Annotated in this window: 15 protein-coding genes and 1 pseudogene; 7 read left to right on the forward strand and 9 right to left on the reverse strand. The window is 73.0% G+C overall.

Going from position 1 to position 24,203, the window contains the following annotated elements; translation table 11 throughout:
* Positions 1 to 118 precede the first annotated feature (118 nt).
* On the forward strand, positions 119 to 1,069 hold the full coding sequence (locus tag ACFQO7_RS14190) for a GlxA family transcriptional regulator (protein ID WP_376806783.1): 951 nt from the start codon (positions 119 to 121) through the stop codon (positions 1,067 to 1,069).
* A gap of 79 nt (positions 1,070 to 1,148) precedes the next feature.
* On the opposite strand, the gene ACFQO7_RS14195 is transcribed toward ACFQO7_RS14190, so the two are convergent.
* Positions 1,149 to 4,442 (reverse strand): S8 family serine peptidase, encoded by a 3,294-nt coding sequence (locus tag ACFQO7_RS14195; RefSeq protein ID WP_376806784.1) that lies wholly within the window; start codon positions 4,440 to 4,442, stop codon positions 1,149 to 1,151.
* 88 nt (positions 4,443 to 4,530) lie between these two features.
* Complete coding sequence (locus ACFQO7_RS14200; protein ID WP_376806785.1) at positions 4,531 to 6,114, reverse strand: gamma-glutamyltransferase family protein; 1,584 nt, start codon at positions 6,112 to 6,114, stop codon at positions 4,531 to 4,533.
* Between the two features lie 59 nt (positions 6,115 to 6,173).
* Here ACFQO7_RS14200 and ACFQO7_RS14205 point away from each other — a divergent pair, with 59 nt between their 5' ends.
* Together ACFQO7_RS14205 and tilS are read left to right on the forward strand one after the other, a co-directional pair.
* Positions 6,174 to 7,256 carry a zinc-dependent metalloprotease gene (locus tag ACFQO7_RS14205; protein WP_376806786.1) on the forward strand — a complete coding sequence of 361 codons (1,083 nt, stop codon included), beginning with the start codon at positions 6,174 to 6,176 and terminating at the stop codon, positions 7,254 to 7,256.
* A 194-nt stretch (positions 7,257 to 7,450) separates the two neighbouring features.
* Positions 7,451 to 8,347, forward strand: a pseudogene (tilS, locus tag ACFQO7_RS14210) (tRNA lysidine(34) synthetase TilS); the annotation flags it as partial.
* A gap of 3 nt (positions 8,348 to 8,350) precedes the next feature.
* Here the strand turns inward: tilS and dacB are convergent.
* Entirely contained in the window at positions 8,351 to 10,348 is a 1,998-nt protein-coding gene (dacB, locus tag ACFQO7_RS14215) for a D-alanyl-D-alanine carboxypeptidase/D-alanyl-D-alanine endopeptidase (protein WP_376806787.1), read from the reverse strand.
* Positions 10,349 to 10,649: 301 nt separating this feature from the next.
* On the opposite strand from dacB, the gene ACFQO7_RS14220 reads away from it, so the two are divergent.
* Positions 10,650 to 11,141 carry an inorganic diphosphatase gene (locus tag ACFQO7_RS14220; RefSeq protein WP_203698955.1) on the forward strand — a complete coding sequence of 164 codons (492 nt, stop codon included), beginning with the start codon at positions 10,650 to 10,652 and terminating at the stop codon, positions 11,139 to 11,141.
* Positions 11,142 to 11,210: 69 nt separating this feature from the next.
* Here the strand turns inward: ACFQO7_RS14220 and eccCa are convergent, their stop codons facing one another.
* Positions 11,211 to 15,221: a type VII secretion protein EccCa gene (eccCa, locus tag ACFQO7_RS14225; protein WP_376806788.1), complete on the reverse strand. Its 4,011-nt coding sequence runs from the start codon at positions 15,219 to 15,221 to the stop codon at positions 11,211 to 11,213.
* A gap of 143 nt (positions 15,222 to 15,364) precedes the next feature.
* On the opposite strand from eccCa, the gene eccD reads away from it, so the two are divergent.
* On the forward strand, positions 15,365 to 16,816 hold the full coding sequence (gene eccD / locus ACFQO7_RS14230; protein ID WP_376806789.1) for a type VII secretion integral membrane protein EccD: 1,452 nt from the start codon (positions 15,365 to 15,367) through the stop codon (positions 16,814 to 16,816).
* A gap of 108 nt (positions 16,817 to 16,924) precedes the next feature.
* Positions 16,925 to 18,184 carry a type VII secretion-associated serine protease mycosin gene (gene mycP / locus ACFQO7_RS14235; RefSeq protein ID WP_376806790.1) on the forward strand — a complete coding sequence of 420 codons (1,260 nt, stop codon included), beginning with the start codon at positions 16,925 to 16,927 and terminating at the stop codon, positions 18,182 to 18,184.
* A 3-nt stretch (positions 18,185 to 18,187) separates the two neighbouring features.
* On the opposite strand, the gene ACFQO7_RS14240 is transcribed toward mycP, so the two are convergent.
* The 5 genes from ACFQO7_RS14240 to ACFQO7_RS14260 form a co-directional block, all read right to left on the reverse strand.
* Entirely contained in the window at positions 18,188 to 19,366 is a 1,179-nt protein-coding gene (locus tag ACFQO7_RS14240; protein WP_360523921.1) for a MarP family serine protease, read from the reverse strand.
* A 4-nt stretch (positions 19,367 to 19,370) separates the two neighbouring features.
* Positions 19,371 to 20,057 (reverse strand): NUDIX hydrolase, encoded by a 687-nt coding sequence (locus ACFQO7_RS14245; RefSeq protein ID WP_360523918.1) that lies wholly within the window; start codon positions 20,055 to 20,057, stop codon positions 19,371 to 19,373.
* An 88-nt stretch (positions 20,058 to 20,145) separates the two neighbouring features.
* A complete protein-coding gene (locus ACFQO7_RS14250; RefSeq protein WP_376806791.1) occupies positions 20,146 to 20,880 on the reverse strand; it encodes a TlpA family protein disulfide reductase in 735 nt (244 codons plus the stop codon).
* Between the two features lie 104 nt (positions 20,881 to 20,984).
* On the reverse strand, positions 20,985 to 21,725 hold the full coding sequence (gene nth, locus ACFQO7_RS14255; RefSeq protein ID WP_376806792.1) for an endonuclease III: 741 nt from the start codon (positions 21,723 to 21,725) through the stop codon (positions 20,985 to 20,987).
* A gap of 10 nt (positions 21,726 to 21,735) precedes the next feature.
* Positions 21,736 to 22,917, reverse strand: coding sequence for a CapA family protein (locus tag ACFQO7_RS14260; protein WP_376806859.1), 1,182 nt, complete (start codon positions 22,915 to 22,917; stop codon positions 21,736 to 21,738).
* Between the two features lie 242 nt (positions 22,918 to 23,159).
* On the opposite strand from ACFQO7_RS14260, the gene ACFQO7_RS14265 reads away from it, so the two are divergent.
* Positions 23,160 to 23,837, forward strand: a complete 678-nt coding sequence (locus ACFQO7_RS14265; RefSeq protein WP_120317442.1) for a Crp/Fnr family transcriptional regulator — start codon at positions 23,160 to 23,162, stop codon at positions 23,835 to 23,837.
* Positions 23,838 to 24,203: the final 366 nt, after the last annotated feature.

Raw genomic sequence — 24,203 nt, forward strand, 5'->3', positions numbered from 1 at the left:
GGTTTGGGATGGTGCGCACCGGTGTGAATTAAGTGTCTCGTGTCCGGTTCGGGTGGGACAGTGGCAGGGATGCCAGGGTGCCTCGAATTTCTGCCATTCATCGAGTAGCGTGAGTCACATGTCGCTGTATCGGGTGGCCGTGCTGGGGTTGGACGAGATCGCGCCGTTCGAGCTCGGGGTGCTGTGCGAGGTGTTCGGGACCGATCGGAGCGTGGACGGGTTTCCGTCGTACGAGTTCGCGGTGTGCAGTCCGGACGGTGCGCCGATCCGTACGCGGTCGGGGTTCGGGATCGTGCCGGATGCGGATCTGGGGCCGTTGGCCACGGCTGATCTGGTGGCCGTGCCGGCGCATCCGCTGACGTCGGAGGTGCCGCCGGCGGCGGTGGAGGCGCTGGTGGCGGCGGCCGAGCGGGGCGCATGGATCCTGTCGGTGTGTTCGGGGGCGTTCTTGCTGGGGCAGGCGGGGCTGTTGGACGGGCGGCGCTGCACGACGCACTGGAAGCACGCGGCGCTGCTGGCCGAGCGGTATCCGACGGCGCGGGTGTCGCCGAACGAGTTGTACGTGCAGGACGGGCGGGTGATCACCAGCGCGGGAACCGCGGCCGGGATCGACGCGTGCCTGCACCTGGTGCGGCAGGTGCAGGGGGCGGCGGTGGCGACGAAGCTGGCCCGGCGGATGGTGGTGCCGCCCCATCGGGCGGGCGGGCAGTCACAGTTCATCGAGGCGCCGATCCCGGAGCAGGTCGACTGCGACACCCTGCAGCCGCTGCTGGAGTGGCTGGTCACGCACCTGGACGAGCCGCTGACCGTGGACGACCTCGCGGCGCGTACGCACATGGCCCCGCGTACGTTCGCGCGCCGGTTCCGGGCCGAGACCGGGGCGACGCCGCACGACTGGCTGACCCATCAGCGGCTGCTGCTGGCTCGGCGGCTGCTGGAGGAGACCGACCTGAGCGTCGAGTCGGTGGCGACCCGCGCCGGCTTCGGCGACTCGGCGACCCTGCGCCACCACTTCCGCCGCCGCCTCGACACCACCCCGGCCGACTACCGCCACACCTTCCGCACCTGAACGAAAGGAAGGGCACCTTCACAACGCTCCGCGTTGTAGAAGGTGCCCTTCCTTTCATCACCACCCTGCCGAGCAGGGGCTACGGGGCGACCACCGGGATGCGGGTGCGCACGACCGTGGTGCCGGGGACTTCCGGGCTGGTCATGCTCGTGGTGATCCGGGCGTCGGAGGGCATGACGCCGCGCAGCTGCACGGTGTACGACGCCACGCCGCCGGGGTGCCCGCCGGTGCTCTGGACACGCAGGTCCGGGCCGGGCTTCTCGGTGCGCAGCGTGCCCTTGCCGAGCGCGTTCTCGGCGCCGACCGCGAACACCTTCGCGCCACTGGGCAGGTCCTTGGCGTCGTACGCGAACCGGATGTCCTCGTTCTCGCCGGTGGCCAGCCAGACCTGGAAGCGCTGGGTGTCGGTGGTGCCGAAGCGGTTGACCCGCCACTCCACGACGATCCACTCCACACCGCCGCCCTGGGCGGTGGCCACTCGCACGCCGTCGGCCTGCGAGCCGTCCATGTCGGCCCAGTACGGGGCCAGCACGTTGTTGGGTCGGCCCGCGTCGGGAGCCCGCCCGCCGTCGACGGCGGGCGGTTCGAAGCGGATGTCCTGGCTGGTGCCGCCGCCGACGACCAGATAGCCGTTGGAGACCACGCCGATGCGGTGGTACGTCTGGCCGGCGTAGCCGAACCCGGGCACGTCGTAAGTGATCATCTCCTCGTCGCCGATCGGGTCGGGCGTGACGTCCAGCGGCTGCCACACCCGGTCGTCCAGCTTCGCGACGTCAGGGGTGCCCGGCTCGATGCCGCGCAGCGTGGTGTCGTGGCTGACCTCGCGCGGGCCGTCGACCGTGGCTCCGCCGTCGACGCCGGTGACGGCGAGCGCCGGGTCCAGGCGCGTGGTCAGGTCGACCGGCGCGTCGTCGAAGCCGGTGTTGGCGGCCGTCACCGTGCACTGCGCGGTGCGGGTCAGCGTCACCTTCTTCGCGGTGCAGGTGCTGGCCAGCGTCACCTGGCCCTGGGCGGGCTGGAAGGCGACCGGCAGGTGCAGCGCCGGGCCGCCCTCGGCCGGGGTCAGCCGGATCTCGCCGGACAGGTAGCCGTCGGCGGCCGAGCGAGAGTAGATCGTCACGGGCAGCGGCGCGGCACCCCGGGCGGGCACGGTGACCGTCGCAGGGACGCTGATCGAGCTGTCGGCCGGCGCGGTGGTCGCGACGGCGTACGTCATGGTCCGGTCGGTCATGTTGCGCAGGGTGCGCACGGTGGACAGCCGACCGGGCATGATCGGCGCGTTGATCGACGGCAGGTTGAGGTCGACGGCGCGCACCTCGTCGCCGGCCAGCGTCATCATGCGGGTGGCGGAGTCGGAGACGGTCAGCGTGATCTGGTCGGCCCGGTCCACCGCGATCCGGCCCGCGCCCATCTCCTGCGGCCCGGCCGGCGTCTTGCCGTCCTCTTTGACCACCTCGGTCACCGCGGTGGTCATCAGGGCCGACTTGAGCTCGCCCGGGGTCCAGTCCGGGTGCCGGGAGGCCAGCAGCGCGGCCGCGCCGGCCACGTGCGGCGACGACATGGACGTGCCGGCGATGGCCTGGAACAGCTCACCGGCCGGGCCGCCGGCGGCGGCGTCCGGGGTCGGCGTGTGGCCCGCCAGGATCTGCACCCCCGGCGCGGTCACGTCGGGCTTGAGGGCGAGGCCGCCGGGGCCGCGGGAGGAGAACGCCGCCATCACGTCGCCGGTGCCCGGGTTGGCCTGCCCGGCCGTGATCGTCGCGGTGACCTCGGTGTTCGCGGCAAGGAACTCCAGCACCGCCGCGTCGGCCAGGTGCACCGTGGGCAGCCAGTGGTTGTCGGTCTCCACGTCCTGCAGGTTCGGGTTGTAGAGGATCATGCCGACGGCACCGCCCTCGCGGACGTTCCAGCCCTTCTCGACCCGGGGGTTCACGCCGCGCTCGCAGACGACGATCTTGCCGGTGAACAGGCCCTTCTTCGCGGGCTTGGCGCAGCCCATGCCGCCCTTGTAGCCGGGGACGTCACCGGCCCGCACCACCGGGGCCGGCCCGGCGCCCGCGGTCAGCGAGGCCCCGTTCAGCAGCTTGGTCGCGGTCCCGGCCTGCAGGGTCAGGCCCGCGCTGAACTCGCGGCGCTGGCTGGAGGCGGCCACCGTGGTCACCCACGGGGACAGGTGGTTGACCGTGCCCGCGTCCGGGCCCGAGTTGCCCGCCGAGGCGGCCACGAAGACCCCCGCCGCGTACGCGTCCAGGAAGGCCATCTCGACCGGGTCGCTGAGCGGGTCGGTGCCGCCGGAGATGGAGAAGTTGACGACGTCGACGCCGTCGCGCACCGCCTGCGCCACCGCGGCCGCCGAGTCCGACGACATGCAGCCGTTCTCCCCGCAGACCTTGTAGACGCTGACCCACGAACCCGGCGAGACGCCGTGCACCGGCCCGCGCTCGACCCCGAAGACCTTCGCCGAGGCCAGCACGTTGCCCGCGGCCGTCGAGGCGGTGTGCGTGCCGTGCCCGTCGCTGTCGCGCGCCGACTTGTACGTCTCGTCCGGGAACGCCGACAGGTAACCCTTCAGGAACGCCGCGCCGCCGATCAGCTTGTTGTTGCAGCGGAACACGTCCCTGGCGGGCGTGAGCGGGTTGTCGCCGAAGTCGCAGCGGCGCGCCGTGCCGTCCGTCTTGGCCGGCGGGGCGGCGAGTACGCCCTGGTCGGCGAAGGACGGGTGCTCCGGCCACGCGCCGGTGTCCAGCACGCCGACCACGACGCCCTTGCCGGCCTGGCTGGTCGGCGCGCCGTTGGCGCCCGCGCCGCTCTGCAGCACGTCCGCGCCGATGAAGGAGCTGGACGAGTCGGTCAGCGGCTCGCGCAGCTCGTCGCGCTGCACCGCCACCACCCCCTCGACGGCGAGCAGCTGCTTGACCTCGTTGGCGGGCAGCGTCAGCGCCACCCCGCCGTACACGGTGCGCAGCCGCTCGCCGACCTGCGCCGCCGGGACCTTCGCGGCGAGCGCCGAGGTGAAGTCGTCCTCGCGCTGTTCCAGGTACTGCTCGTAGGCGCGTTCGGCGTCGCCGCCGCGCAGCCGGGTGCCGGTGGCCGCCGGGCTGGTCGCGGCCAGGCCCGGCACCCCGCCGGTGTAGCTGGCGACCGCGTCGTGGTCGAGTTTGACAAGCACCGGGATGCGCTCGCCGTCGGTGCGGTCGAGCAGGCTGCGGTCGGTCTTCGCGAGCCGGCTGGTGGGCGCCCGCCCGGCCGTGGCCCGGGACGCCGGTTGGAGTTTCTGCGGGCCGTTCGGCGCGGCCACGCCGCTGCCCGCCGGTATCACCGCACCACCCGCCACCAGGGCAAGCCCGCAACTAATCCGGACAAAAGTCGCCATCTTCACAGTGGCGTCAACGAACGCGCGTAGGGCCTGGACATGACGCCCGACCCCACGAGCTGCCCGGAAGCGGCCGAGGTGGCCGGAATCAGTAGGCGGCGGCTTGGCCGTCGGCGCGGGGTTCGGAGCCGGCGACGTAGCCGCCGGGGATGCGCCAGATGGCCTGGCCCATGCCGAAGGTGCCGCGGTCGGTGGCGACGGTGACCTCGTGGCCGCGGGCGCGCAGGTCCTCGATCAGGGCCGGGTCGAACTCGGGCTCGACCTCGACCTGCCGCTCGGTGTGCCAGTACCAGCGCGGCCGGGTCAGCGCCTCCTGCGGGCCGAGGCCCTCGTCCACCGTCGCCAGTACCAGCTGCAGGTGGCCCTGCGGCTGCATGTGCCCGCCCATCACGCCGAACGGCCCCAGCGGCGCGCCGTCGCGGAACAGGAAGCCGGGGATGATCGTGTGGAACGGGCGCTTGCCGGGCGCGGCCACGTTCGGGTGGGCCGGGTCCAGGCTGAACCCGGCCCCGCGGTTCTGCAGCCCGAAGCCGTACTCCGGGAGCACGACGAACGAGCCGAAGCCCTGGTAGGTCGACTGGATCAGGCTGACCATCATGCCGTCGGCGTCGGCCGCAGCCAGGTAGACGGTGCCGCCCTTCATCGGGTCCCCGGGCGGCGGGTCCCCGGCCCGGTCCCCGATCAGCGCGCGCCGCGCCGCCAGGTAGGCGGGATCGAGCAGGTCGGGCATCGGGTACGCGGCCGGATCGGCGACGTACGCGTGCGCGTCGGCGAAGCCGAGTTTCATCGCCTCGATCTGCTCGTGCAGCCCGTGCCGCGGCAACCCGTCGAGCAGCGCGAGCGCCTGCAGCGCGGCCACCCCCTGCCCGTTGGGCGGGATCTCGTACACGGTGTGCCCGCGATAGTCCGTGCTCACCGGCTCGACCCAGGTGCTGGTGTGCTCGGCCAGGTCGGCGGCGGTGAGCAAACCGCCGGTGTCCGCCGCGTACGCCGCCAGCGCGTGCGCGATCTCGCCGCGGTAGAAGGAGTCGGCGTGGCTGCCGCCGATCAGCCGCAGCGCCCGGCCCGCGCCCGGGTTGCGGAACAGCTCGCCGACCTGCGGCGCGCGGCCCTCCGGCGCGAACACGGCCGCCCAGTCGCGGCACTCGGGCCGGGCCAGCTCGCGGTGGATCTCCACGGACGCGGCCCAGCGCCGGGCGACCGTCGGCGACACGGTCCAGCCCTGCTCGGCGTAGTGCACCGCGTCGGCGAACAGCCGCTCGAACGGCAACCGGCCGAACCGCGCGTGCAGGTCCTGCCAGCCCGCCGGGGCGCCCGGCACGGTCACCGGCAGCCAGCCGCGGGCCGGCGGGGCGAGTTCGGCCCGCGCCTGGCCCCCGCCGAGGGCGTCGTTGGGCGGGTGCCCGGCCGCCGTCAGCGCGGCCAGGCTCAGCGCCGCCGGGGCGCGGCCCGAGGCGTTCAGCCCGTGCAGCTGCTTTCCGTCCCAGACCAGGGCGAACAGGTCGCCGCCGATGTCGTTGGAGCCCGGCTGCACCTGGGTCAGCGTGACCGCCGCCGCCACCGCCGCGTCGACCGCCGAACCACCCTCACGCAGCATCGCCAGGCCCGCCTGGGCGGCGAGCGGCTGGCTGGTGGCCACCACTCCCTGGGGCGCGTACACCGCTTGTCGCATCCCTGGATCAAAACACGAGCCGCGGGGCGATATGGCTACGGGAGAGTAGGTTCTTACCTATGGCTCTCGTGGACTGGGATCTCGCCTCGACCACCGCCGCGCGGTTCGGCCCGACCGGACCGTCGGTCACCTACGAGCAGGCCACCGCGGTCGTGCGCGACCTGCGGCAGTTGGCCGACGAGGCGATAGGCCACGTCGCGGAGTACACGAAGATGATTCCGCAGGTCCCGGACGCGCCGGTGCGCGTGGTCGACCGGCGCACCTGGGCCGACGTCAACGTGCAGGGGCTCCGGACGGTGATCACGCCGCTGACGGACAAGCTGGAGGAGAAGGTCGGCTTCCTCGGCAACCTGGTCGGCGCGAAGGTCACCGGGGTGGAGGCGGGGGCGGTGCTGGGCTACCTGTCCGGCAAGGTCCTCGGCCAGTACGACGTCTTCGCCGCGCCGCCCGCCGAGCCCGGCCGCCCCGTGCAGGCGGGGCAGCTGCTGCTGGTCGCGCCGAACATCGTCGCCATGGAACGGCGGATCAAGGCCGACCCGCGCGACTTCCGGCTCTGGGTCTGCCTGCACGAGGTGACCCACCGGACCCAGTTCACGGCCGTGCCGTGGCTGCGCGGGCACTTCCTGGCCGAGGTGCGGGCCTTCATCGAGGCCACCGAGCCGCCCACGGCCAACCTGCTCAGCCAGGCATATCAGCAGTTCGGCGCGGCGATCAAGGCCGCCCGCGCGCCCGAGGGCACCCGCGGCGCGTCCCTGCTGGAGGCCGTGCAGACGCCCGAGCAGCGGGCCGTGCTCGACCGGCTGACCGCGGTGCTGACCCTGCTGGAAGGCCACGCCGAAGTCGTCATGGACGGCGTCGGACCGCGGGTCATCCCGACCGTCGCCACCATCCGCGCGGCGTTCGACCGCCGCCGCAACCCCGGCAACCCGGTCGAGCAGTACCTGCGCCGCCTGCTCGGCATCGACATCAAGATGCGGCAGTACGCCGAGGGCCGGGTCTTCGTGCAGTCGGTGCTGGACCGGGTCGGCATGGACGGCCTGAACCAGATCTGGACCTCCCCGCAGACCCTGCCGACCCTGGACGAGATCGCCGACCCCGACGCGTGGGTGACCCGCGTCGTCACCGCCGACACCCGGGGATGAGGCTCGACCCCTCGGTCGCCGCGATCCGCACCGCGATCCGCCACACCCTGACCACCCTCCCCAGCCCGCCCCCGCCTGCCGGCGCGGCCGCCCCACCTGCCGCAAGTCTTAAAGAGCCGGGGCCTCAAGAGCGTCCGGATGGCGCAAGTCTTGAAGAGTTGCGCCAGGGGGTGGGGGCCGGGGCGGGGCGGTTGGTCTTGGTGGCGTGTTCGGGTGGGGCGGATTCGCTGGCGCTGGCGGCGGGGGCGGTGTTCGTCGCGACGCGGTCGGGGTGGCGGGTGGGGCTGGTGACCGTCGATCATCAGTTGCAGGAGGGGTCGGCGGAGCGGGCCCGGCAGGTCGCGCGGTGGGCCCGGGAGCAGGGGTTCGACCCGGTGGAGGTGGCGACGGTCGAGGTCGGGGAGGTCGGCGGGCCGGAGGCGGCGGCGCGGCAGGCGCGGTACGCGGCGCTGGCCGAGACGGCCGGGCGGCTCGGTGCGGCGACGGTCCTGCTCGGACACACCCGGGACGACCAGGCCGAGACGGTGCTGCTGGCGCTGGCGCGCGGGGCCGGGCCGCGCGGGCTGGCCGGGATGCCGGTACACCGGACGCACGCCGGGGCGCGGTTCAGCCGGCCGCTGCTGGACGTGCCGCGTGCGGCCTGCCGGGCCGCGTGCGCCGCGCAGGGTCTCACGCCTTGGGACGACCCGCACAACACCGATCCTTCGTACGCCCGAGCGCGGGTGCGGGCCGATGCGCTTCCCGCACTGGTTGCTGCGCTGGGCGAGGGCGTCGTGGCCAACCTGGCCCGGTCCGCCGCGCTGCTCGGCGCGGACGCCGATCTGCTCGACGAGCTGGCCGGGCAGGCCCTCGACCGGTGCCGTACACCCGCCGGGTTGTCCGCCGACGCGCTGGGCGAGCTGCCCGCGGCGCTGCGTACCCGCGTGTTGCACGGGTGGGCCGCGGAGCTGGGCGCGCCCCGCGCGGCGCTGACCCACCGGCACGTCGCGGCCCTGGACGCGCTGGTCACGGCCTGGCGCGGGCAGGGCGCGACGCTGCTGCCCGGCGGGATCGCGGTCAGCCGCCGGTCAGGTGAGCTGACCGGCGGCTGAGCCTCAGCGGCAGCCGCACACCGCGATCGAGGCGGCGATCTTGTCGAGGGCGTTCTGCGCCGTGTCGCGGTCCGTCTGCACCTTGTCGGCGAGCACCGCGAACGCCAGCAGCCGCCCGTCGGCCGTCTGCACGACCCCGGACAGCGAGTTGACGCCGTTGAGCGTGCCGCTCTTGGCCCGCACCACGCCGAATCCGGACTTCGACTTGGCGAAGCGCAGCGTCATCGTGCCCGACCAGCCGGCCACGGGCAGGCCGTTGAAGAAGTCGGACAGGTGCGAGTCGGTGCCGCCCGCGGCCTTGACGAGCAGGGCGGTCAGCACCTTCGGCGAGAGCTTGTTCTTGGGCGACATGCCGGAGCCGTCCAGCAGGTCGCTCTGCGTGGCGTCGAGCCCGAGCTCGGTCACCACCTGCTCGACGGCGGCCGCCGCCCCGGCGAACGAACCGGGCTGCCCCTTGGCCAGCGCGACCTGGTGCGCCAGCGCCTCGGCCAGGGTGTTGTCGCTCTCGGTCAGCATCTGCTCGACCTGGCGCAGCAGCGGCGCGGAACGCACCGAGCCCAGTTCGGCGCCCGGCGCGGGCGGCCCGGCCGCGGCCGCACTGGCCTGCGGTGACGGGGCCGTCGAGCCGGTGGCCGTCGTGGTCGCGGGCGCCTTGCCCTTGGCGCTGCCGGTCAGCCCGAGCAGCTTCGCGAAGGCGTCACCGGCGGCGCGCTCGGGGTCGTTGTATCGGTTGAACGGCATCACCCGGTCCTTGATGTCGGTGCGCGCACCGTTGATCATCACCGCGGTGATCCGGGAGACGTTGCCCTCGCCGAGGGTGTCGCTCGGCCAGTCCGGCGAGGCGTTCGGCCCGGTGAACAGGCTGCCGTCGGTGATCACCTTGGTGATCGGGGTGTCCCCCATCGCCTTCTTGACCTGCGCGGCGAGATCGTCGAGCTGGGCCGCGCCCTCGTAGAACTTCTTGGCGGTCACGCCGAGCGTGGCGTCGCCCGCGCCGATCAGCACGACCTCGCCGGGGTTCGGCCCGGCCACCACCCGGGTGGTGATGCGGTAGTCGGGGCCGCGCGTCATGAGCACCGCCGCCGCCGTGACCAGCTTCGTGTTCGACGCCGGGGTGAGCATCTCGGTCGGGGCGCGCTCGTAGAGCACCTCGCCCGTGGTGACGTCGACGACCGAGGCGCTGACGTTGCTGCCCAGCGGCGAGCTGATCACCAGCGGGTCGAGCACCTTCTTGAGCGCGGCGGCGTCCGGCAGTGGAGCGTCGGCCAGGGCCGCCAGCACCGGCGCGGCCGCGGGCTCCGCGGGCGGGGCCGCGCTGGGCGACGCCCAGTCGGGCGAGGCCAGCAGGTCCGACATCAGGTCGGGCTTGAACACGGCGACCCCGCCCAGCCCCGCGCCGAGCGCGACCACGAGGGTCAGCACCGTGATGAGCACGCCCTTGCGGCGCTTGCGGGGCTTGCCGCCCTTCGGCCCAGTGGGCGCGGGCTCGTCCTGCCCGGCGGGACGGCCGTACTCGCCGGGACGGGTGGGCCCGCCTCCGCCGAACGCGGCTCCCGGGCTCTGCGGAACGTGGGCCGAGCCGTAACCGGGCCCCGCTTGAGCTTGCGGAACCTGAGCCGCGCCGTACTGGCTCTGTGGAACCTGCGCCGGACCGTAACCAGCCCCTGGCTGACCTTGCGGAGCCTGGGCCGAGCCGTACTGACCCTGCGGAACCTGGGCGGACCCGTGACCGGAACCCGACTGAGTCTGCGGGACCTGGGCGGAGCCGTACTGGCCCGGTCCGGCTTGTGCGGACCCGTAGCCGGGCTGAGCCTGCGGGGCCGAGCCCTGCGGGACCTGCGGGACCTGCGGGACCTGCGCCGAACCGTAGCCGGGCGCGACCTGGCCCTGCGGGGTGCCGTAGACCTGTGGACGCGCGGAGCCGTAAGCCTGTGGATTAGCGGGTGCGGTGTCCTGTGGACGGCCGGCGTAGGGCCGGCCGTCCTGGGGAGAGCTGTGCACATCCTGTGGATAAGCACCCGGTCGGGGGCTTGCGCTCTGTGGATAAGCCGGTGGATACCCGCTGCTTCCCTGGTCCGGGGCCTGTGGATAACCGGTGTGGAGCTGCCACACCCACTCCTGCCCGTTCCACACCCACTCGCCCGGCGGGCCGGACGGCGAACCCGCGGCATCTGCGGGTTCGGCACCGTAGTGTGAACCTTGCCTCCCCAAAGCGGCCCTCCTCCGATGCCCCGAACCAGCCAGGCGAGACTAACTAAAATTCGCCAACGTCGGCGAACTTACAGGCCAATGGGAGTGTGAAATGGATTTCGACGTCACGGTTGAGATCCCTAAGGGGCAGCGCAACAAGTACGAGGTCGACCACGAAACCGGGCGGATCCGGCTGGACCGCACCCTCTTCACCTCCACCCAGTACCCCGCCGACTACGGGTTCATCGAGAACACCCTCGGCGAGGACGGCGACCCGCTCGACGCGCTGGTGCTGGTCCAGGAGCCGACTTTCCCCGGCTGCCTGATCAAGTGCCGCGCCATCGGCATGTTCCGCATGCGTGACGAGAAGGGCGGCGACGACAAGGTCCTCTGCGTGCCGGCCGACGACCCGCGCCTGGAGCACCTGCGTGACATCCATCACGTGGCCGAGTTCGACCGGCTGGAGATCCAGCACTTCTTCGAGGTCTACAAGGACCTGGAGCCCGGCAAGAGCGTCGAGGGCGCGACCTGGGTCGGCCGCACCGAGGCCGAGGCCGAGATCGTGCGCTCCTATGAGCGTGCCAAGGAGAACGGCGGCCACTGAGGCCGGACATGTCGAAGGGGCGCGGCGGAGGATTCCTCCGGCCGCGCCCCTTCGTCTGCGCGGGACCCGCTAGAACGCGGGCAGCTCGGCGAGCTGGACCAGTCGCGAGCCGCGGCGGGTGATGAGGCGACCGCGGCCGGGCGGCATGCGGTCGTACTTCATCCGGCTGCCGAACGGCGCGCTGACGATGTTCTCGGCGGAGAGCATCAGGTAGGGCGCGTTGGCCGCGGCCAGGCGCGACAGCGCGGCGTCGTAGCTGGACCGGTTGCCGCCCCAGTTCGCGTTGGCCGCCGCGATCAGGTGCAGGCCGACGTCGCGGGCCTGGAACAGGAAGTCGGCCAGCGGCTCGATCGGGTGGCCGCCGCCGGAGACGACCACGTCGTAGTCGTCGATGATGAGGAAGAACTCGCCGCGCCCGGCCAGCCAGGGCCGCAGCGGCATGTCCTGCGGGCGGGTGCCGTCCGGCGGCCGCCGCTCCTCCATCTTGACCCGGATCGCCTCGACGTAGTCACGGATCTGGGACAGGTTGCTGATGTACGCGAGCTGGTGCTCGGTGGTCACCGCCCCGAGCAGGCTGCGCCGCGGGTCGATGATGATCATCTTGGCCTGGTCGGGGGTGTACCGCTGGGTGATCGTGCGGGCGATCTGGCGCAGCAGCGTCGACTTGCCGCTCTCGCTCTCGCCGAACGCGGTGAGGTGCACGTCGGCGTAGAAGTCGACGACGGCCGGGGTGAGGTCGTCGGCGATGCCGATGGGCAGCGTCCACTCCCCGCCGGTCTCCAGGCTCATCCGCTCGTACGCGTACACGCTGGGCAGCATGCGCACCCGGGGCGCGGGCATGCCGTCCCAGTGCTTGGCGATGTGCCGGATCAGGTCGTCGCGGTGGCCGAGGGCGTCCACGTCGGGGCGCAGCGCGAGGGTGAACAGGCCGTCGGGGGTGAGGCCGAAGCCGGGGCGCTGCGGCACCTGGGGCGCGATCTTGCGTACCCGGCAGATGGTGTCGCCGGGGTCGCCCAGCCGCAGCTCCATCTTGCTGCCGAACTGGTCCTGGATGTTGGCCCGGAAGTCGCGCCAGCGCAGCGAGGTCGCCACGACGTGCACGCCGTAGGCCAGACCGCGGGTCGCGAAGTCGGTGATGACCGGGTCCAGGTCCTCGTAGCTCTCCTTGAGCGTGCTCCAGCCGTCGACGACCAGGAACACGTCGCCGTACGGGTCGTCGGTGAACCGCCCCGCCGCGCGCAGCCGCCGGTAGGCGGCCATGGACTCGATGCCCTGTTCGGCGAAGCGGGTCTCGCGCATGTTGAGCAGCTGGGAGACCTCGCTGACGGTGCGCCGGACCATCAGCGCGTCCTGCCGGCCCGCCACGCCGCCGACGTGCGGCAGGTCGCGCAGCGCGCCGAGCGAGCCGCCGCCGAAGTCGAGGCAGTAGATCTGCGCCTCCTGCGGCGTGTGCGTCAGCGCCAGACCGGTGATCAGCGTGCGCAGCAGCGTGGACTTGCCGCTCTGGCCCGCGCCGACGATCGCGACGTGCCCGGCCGCGCCGTCGGCCAGCCGCAGCCACTGCAGGTCGCGCAGCTGCTGGGCGGGCTTGTCGACGATGGCGACCGGCACCCGCAGCGCGCCGCGCAGATCGGGGTTGGCGACCGTCAGGCCGCGGCCCTCGACCAGGCCGAGCTGCCCGAAGGCGAGGTCGAGCGGGTCGGAGACGTCCAGCGGGGGCAGCCAGACCTGGTGGGCGGGCGGGCCCTGGCCGACCATGCGCTCGATCATGACGTCCATCAGGCTCTCGCCCGGCTTGACGTCCCAGTTGACCTCGGGCTCGGCGTCCTTCGGGCGCTGCGGCACGGGCACGAAGTGGTTGCTGAAGTCGTAGACGATGTCGCGGCCGTCGACCCGGCGCGCGGCCTTGCCCTCGCCCGCCTTCTTGAAGGAGCCGGACACGTACGCGCCCTTGAACCGCTGCAGCGGCTCGGAGCCGAACTTCAGGTAACCGTGGCCGGGGGCCTTGGGCAGGTCGTACGCGTCGCCGACGCCGAGCACGGCCCGCGACTCCATCGCGGAGAAGGTGCGCAGACCGATCCGGTACGACAGGTGCGTGTCCAGGCCGCGCAGCCGGCCCTCCTCCAGGCGCTGGCTGGCCAGCAGCAGGTGGATGCCGATGGAGCGGCCGACCCGGCCGATCTGCACGAAGATGTCGATGAAGTCGGGGTTCGCGGTCAGCAGCTCGGAGAACTCGTCGCAGACGATGAACAGCGACGCCAGCGGGGCGATCGCGGCGCCGCCCGCGCGGGCCTTCTCGTAGTCCTTGAGGTTGGCGAAGTTGCCCGCGGCCCGCAGCAGCTCCTGGCGGCGCAGCACCTCGCCGGTGATCGCGTCGCCCATGCGGTTGACCAGGTGGCTCTCGCCCTCCAGGTTGGTGATGACCGCGGAGGTGTGCGGCAGCCGGTCCAGCGACGCGAACGTCGCGCCGCCCTTGAAGTCGACCAGCACGAAGTTGAGCTGCTCCGACGAGTGCGTGGCGGCCAGGCCGAGCACCAGGGTGCGCAGCAGCTCCGACTTGCCGGAACCGGTCGCGCCGACGAGCAGGCCGTGCGGGCCCATGCCGTCCTGCGCGGACTCCTTGATGTCCAGCTCGACCGGGGAGCCGTCCGGGCCGACGCCCAGCGGCACCCGCAGCATGTTGCGGCTCGCGCGCGGCGACCAGCCGTACGCCACGTCGAAGCGCTCCGGGTCGGGGATGCCGAGCAGGTCGGCCAGGCCCTTCTCGCTCGTCATCGCGTTGCTGCTGGTGATCGTCGTGGCGGACAGGCGCAGCGGGGCCAGCCGGCGGGCCAGCGCCTCGGCCTCCACGACGCTGAGCCGGTCGGCGATGCCCACCTCGGCGACCGAGGCCGCGGTGACGGTGTGCAGCGCCCGCTCCCGGCCGCGCACCTCCAGGGTGAGCATGCCGCGCTCCAGCAGGCGCGGCGGCGGGGTGTCCAGGTCGAGAATCGTCATGCCGGACAGGCCCTCGGGCACGGCGAGCTGCCCCGCCCCGGCCATGTCCGCGCCGTCGAGGACGACCACCACGTGCGGCGCGCCCTCGCCCGCGCCGAACCGGGGCCGGCCCGCCAGCACCTCGGCCAGCATGCCCTCCATCTCCTGGGCGGAGGTGGCGAACAGCCGGGCCGGGCCCAACGCGTCCACCCGGCTCGGGTGCTGGTGGTGCGGCAGCCACTTGGCCCAGTCCCACGCCTCGCGGCGGTAGGAGGAGCCGCAGATCGCGATGATCAGGTCGTCGGGCGCGTGGAACACGGCCAGCTGCGCGAGCATCGCCCGGGTCAGCCCGTGCACGTCGCCGCCGTCGCGGTGGTCGCCGGCGAAACCGCTGGTGGCCGTGTTGCTGGTGTACATACCGTCGTTGCGCGGGGCCGCGCCGTCGCCGCGCAGGAACACCCGGCCGAAGCCGCGCATGGACAGCGCCACCGGCAGGTCGGGGACCACGGAGTACGCGTCCAGGAAGCGCCGCAGCGCCCCGGCCGTCATCGGCTCCAGCTCCTCCAGCGGGCGGGTCTCCGGCGGCAGCAGCGGGGTGGCCAGCGACTGCGGACCGAGGCCCACGCGCACGATGCCGAAATCGGGGTCGTGCGAGCGGCGTTCCCAGAGCCGGAAGCTGTCCACGGTGGACCAGAGCCGCTGCGGGTCGGGATGGCGGTAGAACAGGCCGGTGCGCTGCTGCTGCACGGCCTGGCGGGCGCGGCGGCGCAGCCCGGCCAGGTGGCGCAGGTATTCCCGGCGGGCCGCCATCATCTCGGCCTTCTTCGGCTGGCCCGCGCCGTTCATCAGGCTCGCGGCGATCATGCCGAGGCTGGACACGCCCATCATGCCACCGGCCAGATAGGACATCTTGTCCCCGTTGCCGCGGCCGACCATCATCGCCATGCCCAGGCCGCTGCCCAGCATCGGCAGGATCATCATGGCCTGCTGCCAACGCCCTCCCGCGGCCTGCGGAATCTCCGGTGGCGCGTCGATGACGAGTTCCCCGACCGGAATCTCGGGCGCGGGACGCCTTGGTGCGCGCTTGACGATGACCGTACCCATTGCGACGCCCTCCCCAAGACGGCCGGCGGAGTCATGGCGTGCCCGCACGACGCCCGCCATGCTAGGCCATGGCACGTTCGCGCGCCCGTGCGCGGGAACGGCGCGGGATGACGCATCACCGCCGAACGTGGTAGACGTACCGGGTGAGCTACCCCGCCGCCACGACCGCATCCCCCACCGGCCTCGCCCGGATCACGCTGCACACGCCGCAGCGCCGCGTCGATGTGGCGCTGCCTGAGCAGGTGACCGTCGTGGATCTGCTGCCGGATCTGCTGCGCCACGCCGGGGTCGGCCTCGCCGACGACGGCGAGCAGCACGGCGGCTGGGTGCTGCGCCGCCCCGACGGCAGCCCGCTGACCGAGACCATGTCGCTGCAGCAGCAGTCGGTCCGCGACGGTGAGATCCTGCACCTGGTGCCGGCTCAGGAGCAGTGGCCGGAACTGGAGTACGACGACGTCGTCGAGGCGATCGCCGAGGGAGCGCGCCGCCGCGGCACAGTGTGGAGCCCCGCGGCGACGCGCATGGCGACCCTGGTCGGCGCGGGTGTGCTGCTGGTCGCGGGCGTGCTGGCACTGGTGCACGGTGGTCCGCAGTGGACGCCGGGCGGTTACCTCGCGCTGACCGTGGCGGTGCTGCTGCTGGTCGGCGGTGTGCTGGCGTCCCGGGCCTACGGGGACGGCGTCACCGGCAGCGCCCTGGCGGGCTTCGCGCTGCCGTACGCCTTCGCCGGTGGCGCGTTGGTGCTCGGCGGAGCGGACGGCGCGGGAGCCCCCGGGCTGCCGTCCTGGCTCGGCGAGGCACAGCTGCTGGTGGGCTGCGTGGCGGTGCTGTTGTTCGCGATGCTCGGCGCGGCGGGTGTGGGCCACGGGCTGCGCGTGTTCACCGCGGGCGGCACGGCCGGCCTGCTCGGCGCGCTGACCGCCCTGCTGGCCGGGCTCGGCGCGGCCGGGGCGGCCGCCGTCCTGGTCAGCGCCCTGGTCTGCGGTATCGGCCTGGTGCCGGTGCTGGCCATCCGGTTCGGCAAGGTGCCGGTGCCTTCGGTGACCCCGCCCCGTCCGGCCGACGGCGAGAACGCCTTCGCGACGGTCCCCGCGGCCCGCGGCGCGGCCACGGACCTGCCCGACCGGTCCCGCGTCTTCGCCGCCGTGGCCCGCTCGGAGGAGCTGCTCACCGGCATGCTGATCGGGTACGCCGTGCTGATGGCGGCGGCCGGCCTGATCCTGGTCACCTCCGGTGGCACCGCGGGCCGGGTGCTCGTCGCGGTGTGCGCGACCGCGCTGCTGCTGCGCTCGCGCCTGTTCGTGACGGTGCGCCAGCGGGTGCCGCTGGTCGCCGCGGGCCTGTTCGGCCACCTGCTGCTGCTGGGCGCGGCCGTGTGGCTGTCCGACGGCAGCGGCCGCGCGTTCTTCGCGGTCGGCGCCGTGGTGCTGGCCATGATCATCGTGCTGGCGGGGCAGACCTGGTCCCGCAAGGCCCCCTCGCCGTACGTAGGCCGCGCCGCGGACCTGTTCGATCTGCTGGTCGTCGTGTCGGTGGTGCCGGTCGCGGCCTGGGTGCTCGGCCTCTACGGAATGATCCAGGGCTGGGCGGCCTGACCGGACTCGGCACCAGCAAGACGGGCGGCAATTCTTTCTCCGCGCGGAAACCCGTGTGAGAATGGCGGAACTGTGCCCAGATTCCGGACGCCCCGACTGGTCAGCGCCGTGCCGCGGAGAGATGCGACGGCGCTGCTACGTGTCGTGGGGGCACTGGCCCTGGCGGCCCTGGGCAGCATCGCCGCGACCACGCCGCAGGAAGCGCCCGCGCCCGACGTCGCGCAGGTGCGGGCCGCCGCCGCGGAGCAGCGGGCGTCCCGCGCCGGCACCGCGGACGATCAGTGGCAGCTGAGCACGCTGCGCGCCACGCGCGCCTGGCAGCTGTCCGACGGCGCGAACACCACCGTCGCGGTGGTCGACTCCGGCGTCGGTGAGCATCCCGACCTGACCGGACAGGTGCTCACCGGACTGGACCTGGTGGACAGCTCCGGCGACGGCCGGGACGACCCGGTCGGCCACGGCACCACCGTCGCCGCGCTGATCGCGGGCCGCGCCGACGACGGCCGCGGGGTCGTGGGCCTCGCGCCGAAGGCGAAGATCCTGCCGGTGCGCGTGCTCGACGAGGGCAACAAATACGACGACGCCCGGGTCGTCGCCGAGGGCGTGCGGTGGGCCGTCGACCACGGCGCGGACGTGATCAACCTGTCCCTGGGCGGCGGCGCCGCCAGCGACGCGCTGGCCGAGGCCATCGACTACGCGTTCGACAAGGACGTCGTCGTGGTCGCCTGCGTCGGCAACGTGAGCACCGGCGGCCCCACCGAGATCTGGTATCCGGCCCGGGAGCCGGGCGTGCTCGCCGTCACCGCGATCGCCCCCGGCGACCAGCACCGGCTCTGGCAGGGCTCGCTCACCGGCGCGGAGGCCGTGCTGTCCGCACCCGGCACCGACCTGGTCGGCGCGCGGCCCGGCGGCTACTGGAAGGTGCAGGGCACCAGTTTCGCCGCGCCGCTGGTCTCCGCGACCGCCGCGCTGGTGCGCTCCCGCTGGCCGGACATGCCTGCCGCCGAGGTGGTGCAGCGCCTGATCAAGACCGCGCAGGACCTCGGGCCGGCCGGCCGCGACGACAGCTTCGGCTTCGGCCTGGTGGACCCGGTCGCCGCGCTCACCGCCGAGGTGGCTCCGGTCCGGACGAACTCGCTGGACAACGCGCCGCCGCCGGGCAAGGCGGGCTTCGGCACCGCGCCGGCCCAGGCCGACGAGACTCCCTCACCGGGCACGTCGCCGTCCGCCGCCGCAGAGGCGCTGCCCCGTCGCGAGCGCGGCGGGCTGAACCTCGCGCTGGTCGGAGTCGTCGCCCTCGCGGGCGGCGCGATCACCGCGCTGCGCCGCGCCGACCTCAGATCGAACCGGCTGCCCGACGGCCGCTGAGGCTCAGGCGCACTTGCCGGTGCCGACCTCGCCCGTACGGTTGCGGCCCATCAGCGCGATCGTCGACGCCTCCTCGGCGGTGACCGCGTAGCCGACGTTCGGGTCGTCGGCGGCCGCCGCGAAGATCACGCCGAGCACGGTGCCGTCCTTCGCGACCAGCGGGCCGCCCGAGTTGCCGCTGCGCACCAGACCCCGGATGGTGTACACCTCGCGGGTGACGGTGCCGTCCTCGTAGATGTCCGGGCCGGTGATGTCGCCGACGTCGCGCACCCGGGCGGACTGCGCGTTGTACGGCCCGTCCAGCGGGAAGCCCAGCACGATCGCGTCCGCGCCGGACTTGGCGGGCGAGTTCGCGAAGCGCATCACCGGGGCGTTCAGCGACGGCACGTGGATCACGGCGAGGTCGCGCTCCGGGTCGTACACGACGACCTTGCCGGACAGCCGGGCCCCGTTCAGCTCGATCCGGATCGACTTCGTGCCCGCCACCACGTGCGCGTTGGTCATCACGTGCTCGTCGGCGAACACGAAACCCGAGCCCTCGATGCGGCGGCTGCAGCTCGGCGCGCTGCCGAGCACCTTCACCACGGACTTCTTCGCGTTCAGCACGACCTGCGACCCGGCCAGCTTCGGATCCGGCGCGGGCACCTCCTTGACCTGGGTCGGCACCAGATCGCCGAACACCTCGGGGAAGCCGTTCGTGTCGACCGTGTCGCGCAGCGCCTCGGTCAGCGTCTTCGCCTCGCCCGGCATCACCGAGTCGATGGCCGCCAGCAGGCTGCTGTTGCGCACCGCCTTGGCCAGCCAGGGCTGCGCGGCGTCGCTCAGCGGCACCGCGACCAGCCAGGCCACCAGTGACACGGCGAGCACCGAGACCACCGCGCCGCCCAGATCGTCGACGGTCTGCCCGGCCCGGTTGGTGATGGCTCGCCGGAGCTTGCCACCGCCCCAGCCGGCCAGCGACTGGCCCAGCACGGCCAGGCCGAACACCGCGATGAGCGACACCACAAGTTTCAGCACCGGGTCGGTGAGCAGCCCGGCCAGCAGCGGGCCGAGCTGGAGGCCGATCAGGGCGCCCCCGAAGAACCCGATGAACGAGAGCACGCCCACCACGAAGCCCTGCCGGTAACCGCTCACACCGAAGAGCAGCAGCAGCAGGATCAGGACACCGTCGACGACCGACATCGGTTCAGCCTACGGAAGGGACATCGGCGGTGCCACTAAGCGTGGCGGGCGGGGTGGGCAGGGCCTCGATGCGGTCGGTGGGCCAGGGTCGCGCCCAGCCGCCGAGTTCGAGCAGCGTCGACAGCACCCCGGCGGTGAACCCCCAGACGAGCATGCCGCGCGCCTGGAACGCCGGGCCGATCCACCCGCTGGAGTGGCGCACCCGCAGCCGGTGGGCCGGATCGGCGAGTTCGGCCAGCGGCAGCCGGGCCACGTGCGCCACCTCGCGCGGATCGTGCGCGCCGACCGGGTGCGGCGCGTGCCACCAGGCGAGTACGGGAGTGACCAGGAAATCCGTCACCGGAATCCACAGCGTGGGCAGCTGCGCCAGCACAGTCACGCTGGCCGGGTCGAGCCCGACCTCCTCGTTCGCCTCGCGCAGCGCGGTCGCGGTCAGGTCGGCGTCCTCGGGCTCCACGGCGCCGCCGGGAAAGGCCGGCTGACCCGCGTGATTACGCAGGGTCGCGCTGCGCTGCATGATCAGCACATCCGGACCCTGCTCGCCCTCGGCCAGCAGGATGAGCACGGCGGCGGGCCGACCGCCCTCGTCGGGCGTCGGGATGCGGGTGAAGTCCACGGCACGCGCGGCACGCACCCGGGTCAGCAGCGGCTCGAACCACGCCGGCACCTGCCCGGTGACCACCTCGGTCATGCGTTCTCCTCGCTGCTGTCGTCTGCGGCGCCCTCAACCCTGCGGAACCGCTCACCGGACCCGCCCATTCCGTCTCCGCGCAGCATGTTCACGTGCGGCCGAAGTGCTGCTCGATCAGTTGGGTCAGGGTCTGATCGGTCAGGGCGACGTCGCGGTAGACGATCGCGCGGCCGTCGGCGGTCACGAACAGGGTGAGCGGCAAGGCCATCTCCCCGGCGGCGGCCTTGAGCGCGCCGGAGCGGTCGTACACGCTCGGCAGGCTCACCTTCAGCTCGTCGGCGAGCCAGGCCGCGGCCTCGCGGGAGTCCTCGGTGACGACGCCGAGCACCGGCACTCGGCCGCTGTCGGCCAGCCGCTGGAATGCGGGCAGCTCCTGGCGGCACGGCGTGCACCAGGACGCCCACAGGTTGATCACGAGGGGTCCACGCAGGGCGGACAGACGCACGGGCGCGCCGCCGGCCATGCATTCCAGAGCCAGGTCGGGCAGTGTGATCGTCCGGGCGTTTCGCCGGGCGGGGCCGGTGGCGGGCACGCCGCTCGGCTTCGCCGCGGCGCTGGTCGGCAAGGTGGCGATCGGACCTTCGGGGCCGGTCGTCGGCACCACCGCGCCCTGGACGGCCGAGGACGACGGGGCTGTCGCAGGCGGCGAGGCGGGGGCGGCGGACGACGGGTCCGTGCGCGGCGGCGACGTCGGCTGGGCGCTCGCGCCTCCGGTGAACGGGCTGCAGGCCGCGAACGGCTGCGGAACGGCCTCGTCCGGCCCGGCCCCACCAGGTCCGGTACACCCCGCCAGCAGCAGCATCGCCGCAGCGGCCGTCAGCACGCTCTTTCGGGGAAAGTGCGGCTCACGGAAGGTCGATAGGCGCAGTTTCCCGGAAAGTGCGGCCAGCCGAGGACCCGGGTGCCGAGCGGCGCGGGCGTGCGGGGTCATGCGCCGACACCGGCGAGGGCGGCGATCTCCGCGGTACGGGGACCCTTGAGCAGCTTGACCGCCTCGGCGGGATCGACCGGGCCGATGCCGTACGACGGGCACATGCGGGCCAGGGGGCAGGCACCGCAGGCGGGTTTGCGGGCGTGGCACACCCGGCGGCCGTGGAAGATCACCCGGTGCGACAGCATCGTCCAGTCGCGCTTCTCGACCAGGGCGCCGACCGCGTGCTCGATCTTGACGGGATCCGTCTCCTCGGTCCACGCCCAGCGGTTCACCAGCCGCTGGAAGTGGGTGTCCACGGTGATGCCCGGGACACCGAACGCGTTGCCGAGAACCACGTTGGCCGTCTTGCGGCCGATGCCGGGCAGCGTCACCAGGTCGGCCAGCTTGCGCGGCACCTCGCCGCCGAACCGGTCCACGAGCTGCTGGCCGAGCCCCATCAGGGAGGCCGCCTTGTTCCGGAAGAAGCCGGTCGGGCGGAGCATCTCCTCCAGCTCGGCCCGGTCCGCCCCGGCGTAGTCGGCCGCGGTGCGGTACTTCGCGAACAGGGCCGGGGTGGTCAGGTTGACCCGTACGTCGGTGGTCTGCGCCGACAGGATGGTGGCGACGGCCAGCTCCAGCGGATTGGTGAAGTCCAGCTCGCAGTGCGCGTCCGGATGGATGACGGCGAGTTCGCGCGCCATCCGCCGGACCCGGCGCTTGCGCGCCAGGTCGGTCTCGCCCGTCACCGTAACCACGGCAGAGAGCCTACGTCGCGGGTGCGGCGATCGCCCCGTCCGCGCTCAGCACCGCGCCGCTCTTGCCGAAGTCTTCCTTGGTCATCTGAGTGACCAGGCCGAGCGCGCGGTCCTTGGTGTCGGGCACCGGGATGCCGTGCGCGCCGCTGAAGATCGTCGAGTGGAACTGCCCGGAGACGAAGCTGCCGTCCGGGTTCAGGGTCACCTTCAGCACGCCGCCCCAGCCCAGTCGGCCCTCGCTGCGCAGCTGGCCGCCGCCGGCGAAGTTGCCCAGGCTGTACGCGATCAGCCGGCCCTTGTAGAACTCCATGCCACGAACCACGTGCGGCCCGTGCCCGACGATCAGGTCGGCGCCCGCGTCGATCACGGCTCGGGAGAACGCGTGCGGATTGCCCCGGTTCTCGCCGAGGAAGTTCTCGGTGCCCGGTCGGACGTGGCTCTTGTCCGCGCCCTCGGCGCCCATGTGCACCTGCACCACGACCAGATCGGCCTGCTCGGCCGCCTTCGCCACGACCTTCTTGGCGGAGGTCAGGTTGAGTAGGCTGTTGTTCCCCGCGTACGACGAGAAGCCCAGCACCGCGACCTTCACGCCTTTGACGTCGACGACGGTGATCTGATTGGTGGCCCCGGTGTGCTTGAGCCCGGCGGCGTCCAGCGCCCGCTGCGTGTTGGTGAAGCCGGCCGAGCCGAAGTCACGGCTGTGGTTGTTGGCCGTGTTCAGCAGGTCGAACCCGGCGTCCACGAGGTGCTTGGCGTAGGACGGCGGCACCCGGAACTGGTGGCAGTTGACGGGCTCGCCCGGCTTGGGCGCCGGGCACTTGCCGGTGCCTGTCTCGTCCGTGATCGGCTGCTCCAGGTTGCCCATCACCAGGTCCGCCGGCAGCAACGGCTTGATCTTGTCGAAGTAGCCCTTGCCGCCGTTCGGCGGAAGATCCTGCGGCGCGTCGCCCATGATGATGTCGCCGGTCGCGGACATACTGATGGCGTTGGCCGCCGGATCAGCGGTGGGCTCGACCGGTGCCTCCGTCGGCGTGACGGCGGCGCCCTCGGGTGCGTGCCACTGCGCCGAGACCGCGTCGGCCGGCGAGGTCAGGGCGGAGAAGCCGAGACCGACGACTGTGACAAGGAGCACGATCGCGCCCGCGGCGGAGACCCCCGGGCGTGCGCGAAGCGATCCGAACACCCGGTCCATGGTGGAACGGGGCGGCGTTTGCGCGGACGGTGCGGGGGTATCGGGGCGGCTCAGGGGGTGTGTGGACATCGCCGGGCACTCTACCCGCCCGGTGCCACGACCGGCACCGGCCGAGGTCGCAGGATTACGGGGGTTGGCGTCCGGTTGCCACCTGCGTGCGCCTAGACTGACCTCGCGCGGCGTACGTGTAGCGACGAGTTAATCCACGGTATGCCCACGATCCGCGTCGATGGAGGTAGGCGATGGACGAGGTGCTGGCTCGGAGCGGGATCTTCCAGGGTGTCGACCCGGAGGCCGCCGAGGCACTTGCTCGTGAGATGGAAACGATCGAGATCCGCAAGGGCGAGATCGTGTTCAACGAGGGTGAGCCTGGAGACAGCCTCTATATCGTACTCTCCGGCAAGATCAAGTTGGGCCGACGCGCCGCCGACGGCCGGCAGAACCTGGTCTCCGTGATGGGGCCGTCGGACATGCTCGGCGAGCTGTCCCTGTTCGACCCCGGGCCGCGCACCGCCACCGCCACCGCGGTGACCGACGTGCGCCTCGCGCGGCTGCGCAAGCAGGCCCTGCGCCCGTGGCTGAACAACCGGCCCGAGATCGCCGAGCAGCTGCTGCGGGTGCTCGCCCGCCGCCTGCGCCGGACCAACGACGCGCTGGCCGACCTGATCTTCACCGACGTGCCCGGCCGCGTCGCCAAGAACCTGCTGCAGATGGCGGGCCGCTTCGGCACCCGCGACGGCGGTGTGCTCCGGGTGACTCACGACCTCACCCAGGAGGAGCTGGCGCAGCTCGTCGGCGCCTCGCGCGAGACGGTGAACAAGGCCCTGGCCGACTTCGCCTCCCGCGGCTGGCTCCGGCTGGACGGCAAGAGCGTCATCATCCTCGACCCGGAGCGCCTGGCCCGCCGCGCCCGCGTCTGACCTTCCGCGTCACCGACGCGCCCACCTCCCGCGCCTGCCCGGCGCGCGACGGTGGGCGCGCTCGTTTCCCACCCACCCGCCCCACGTCGCGCCCTCACGCCCCCATGATCGCCCGACTTGCCTGGCACATGGGCGAATGCGCGCTCAAGATACGCACACCTGCTGGGCAAAGTCGGATGACCTTGCGGCGATCGGCCGCACCGGACAGCGGGCTGGCGTCCCGGCCGCGGCGAGCGGGCGGGCGGCGCAGGGGTCCCGGGCGTGGCGACGGACGGGCTTGAGGTCGTGGGCCCGGCGACAGGCCGGCTGGCGAGGTCATACGTTCGGTCAGGGTGGGCGGGCCGAGCGACGGATGAGGGTCTGCGT

Source organism: Catellatospora aurea (genome assembly GCF_042663325.1).
Lineage (GTDB): Bacteria > Actinomycetota > Actinomycetes > Mycobacteriales > Micromonosporaceae > Catellatospora > Catellatospora aurea.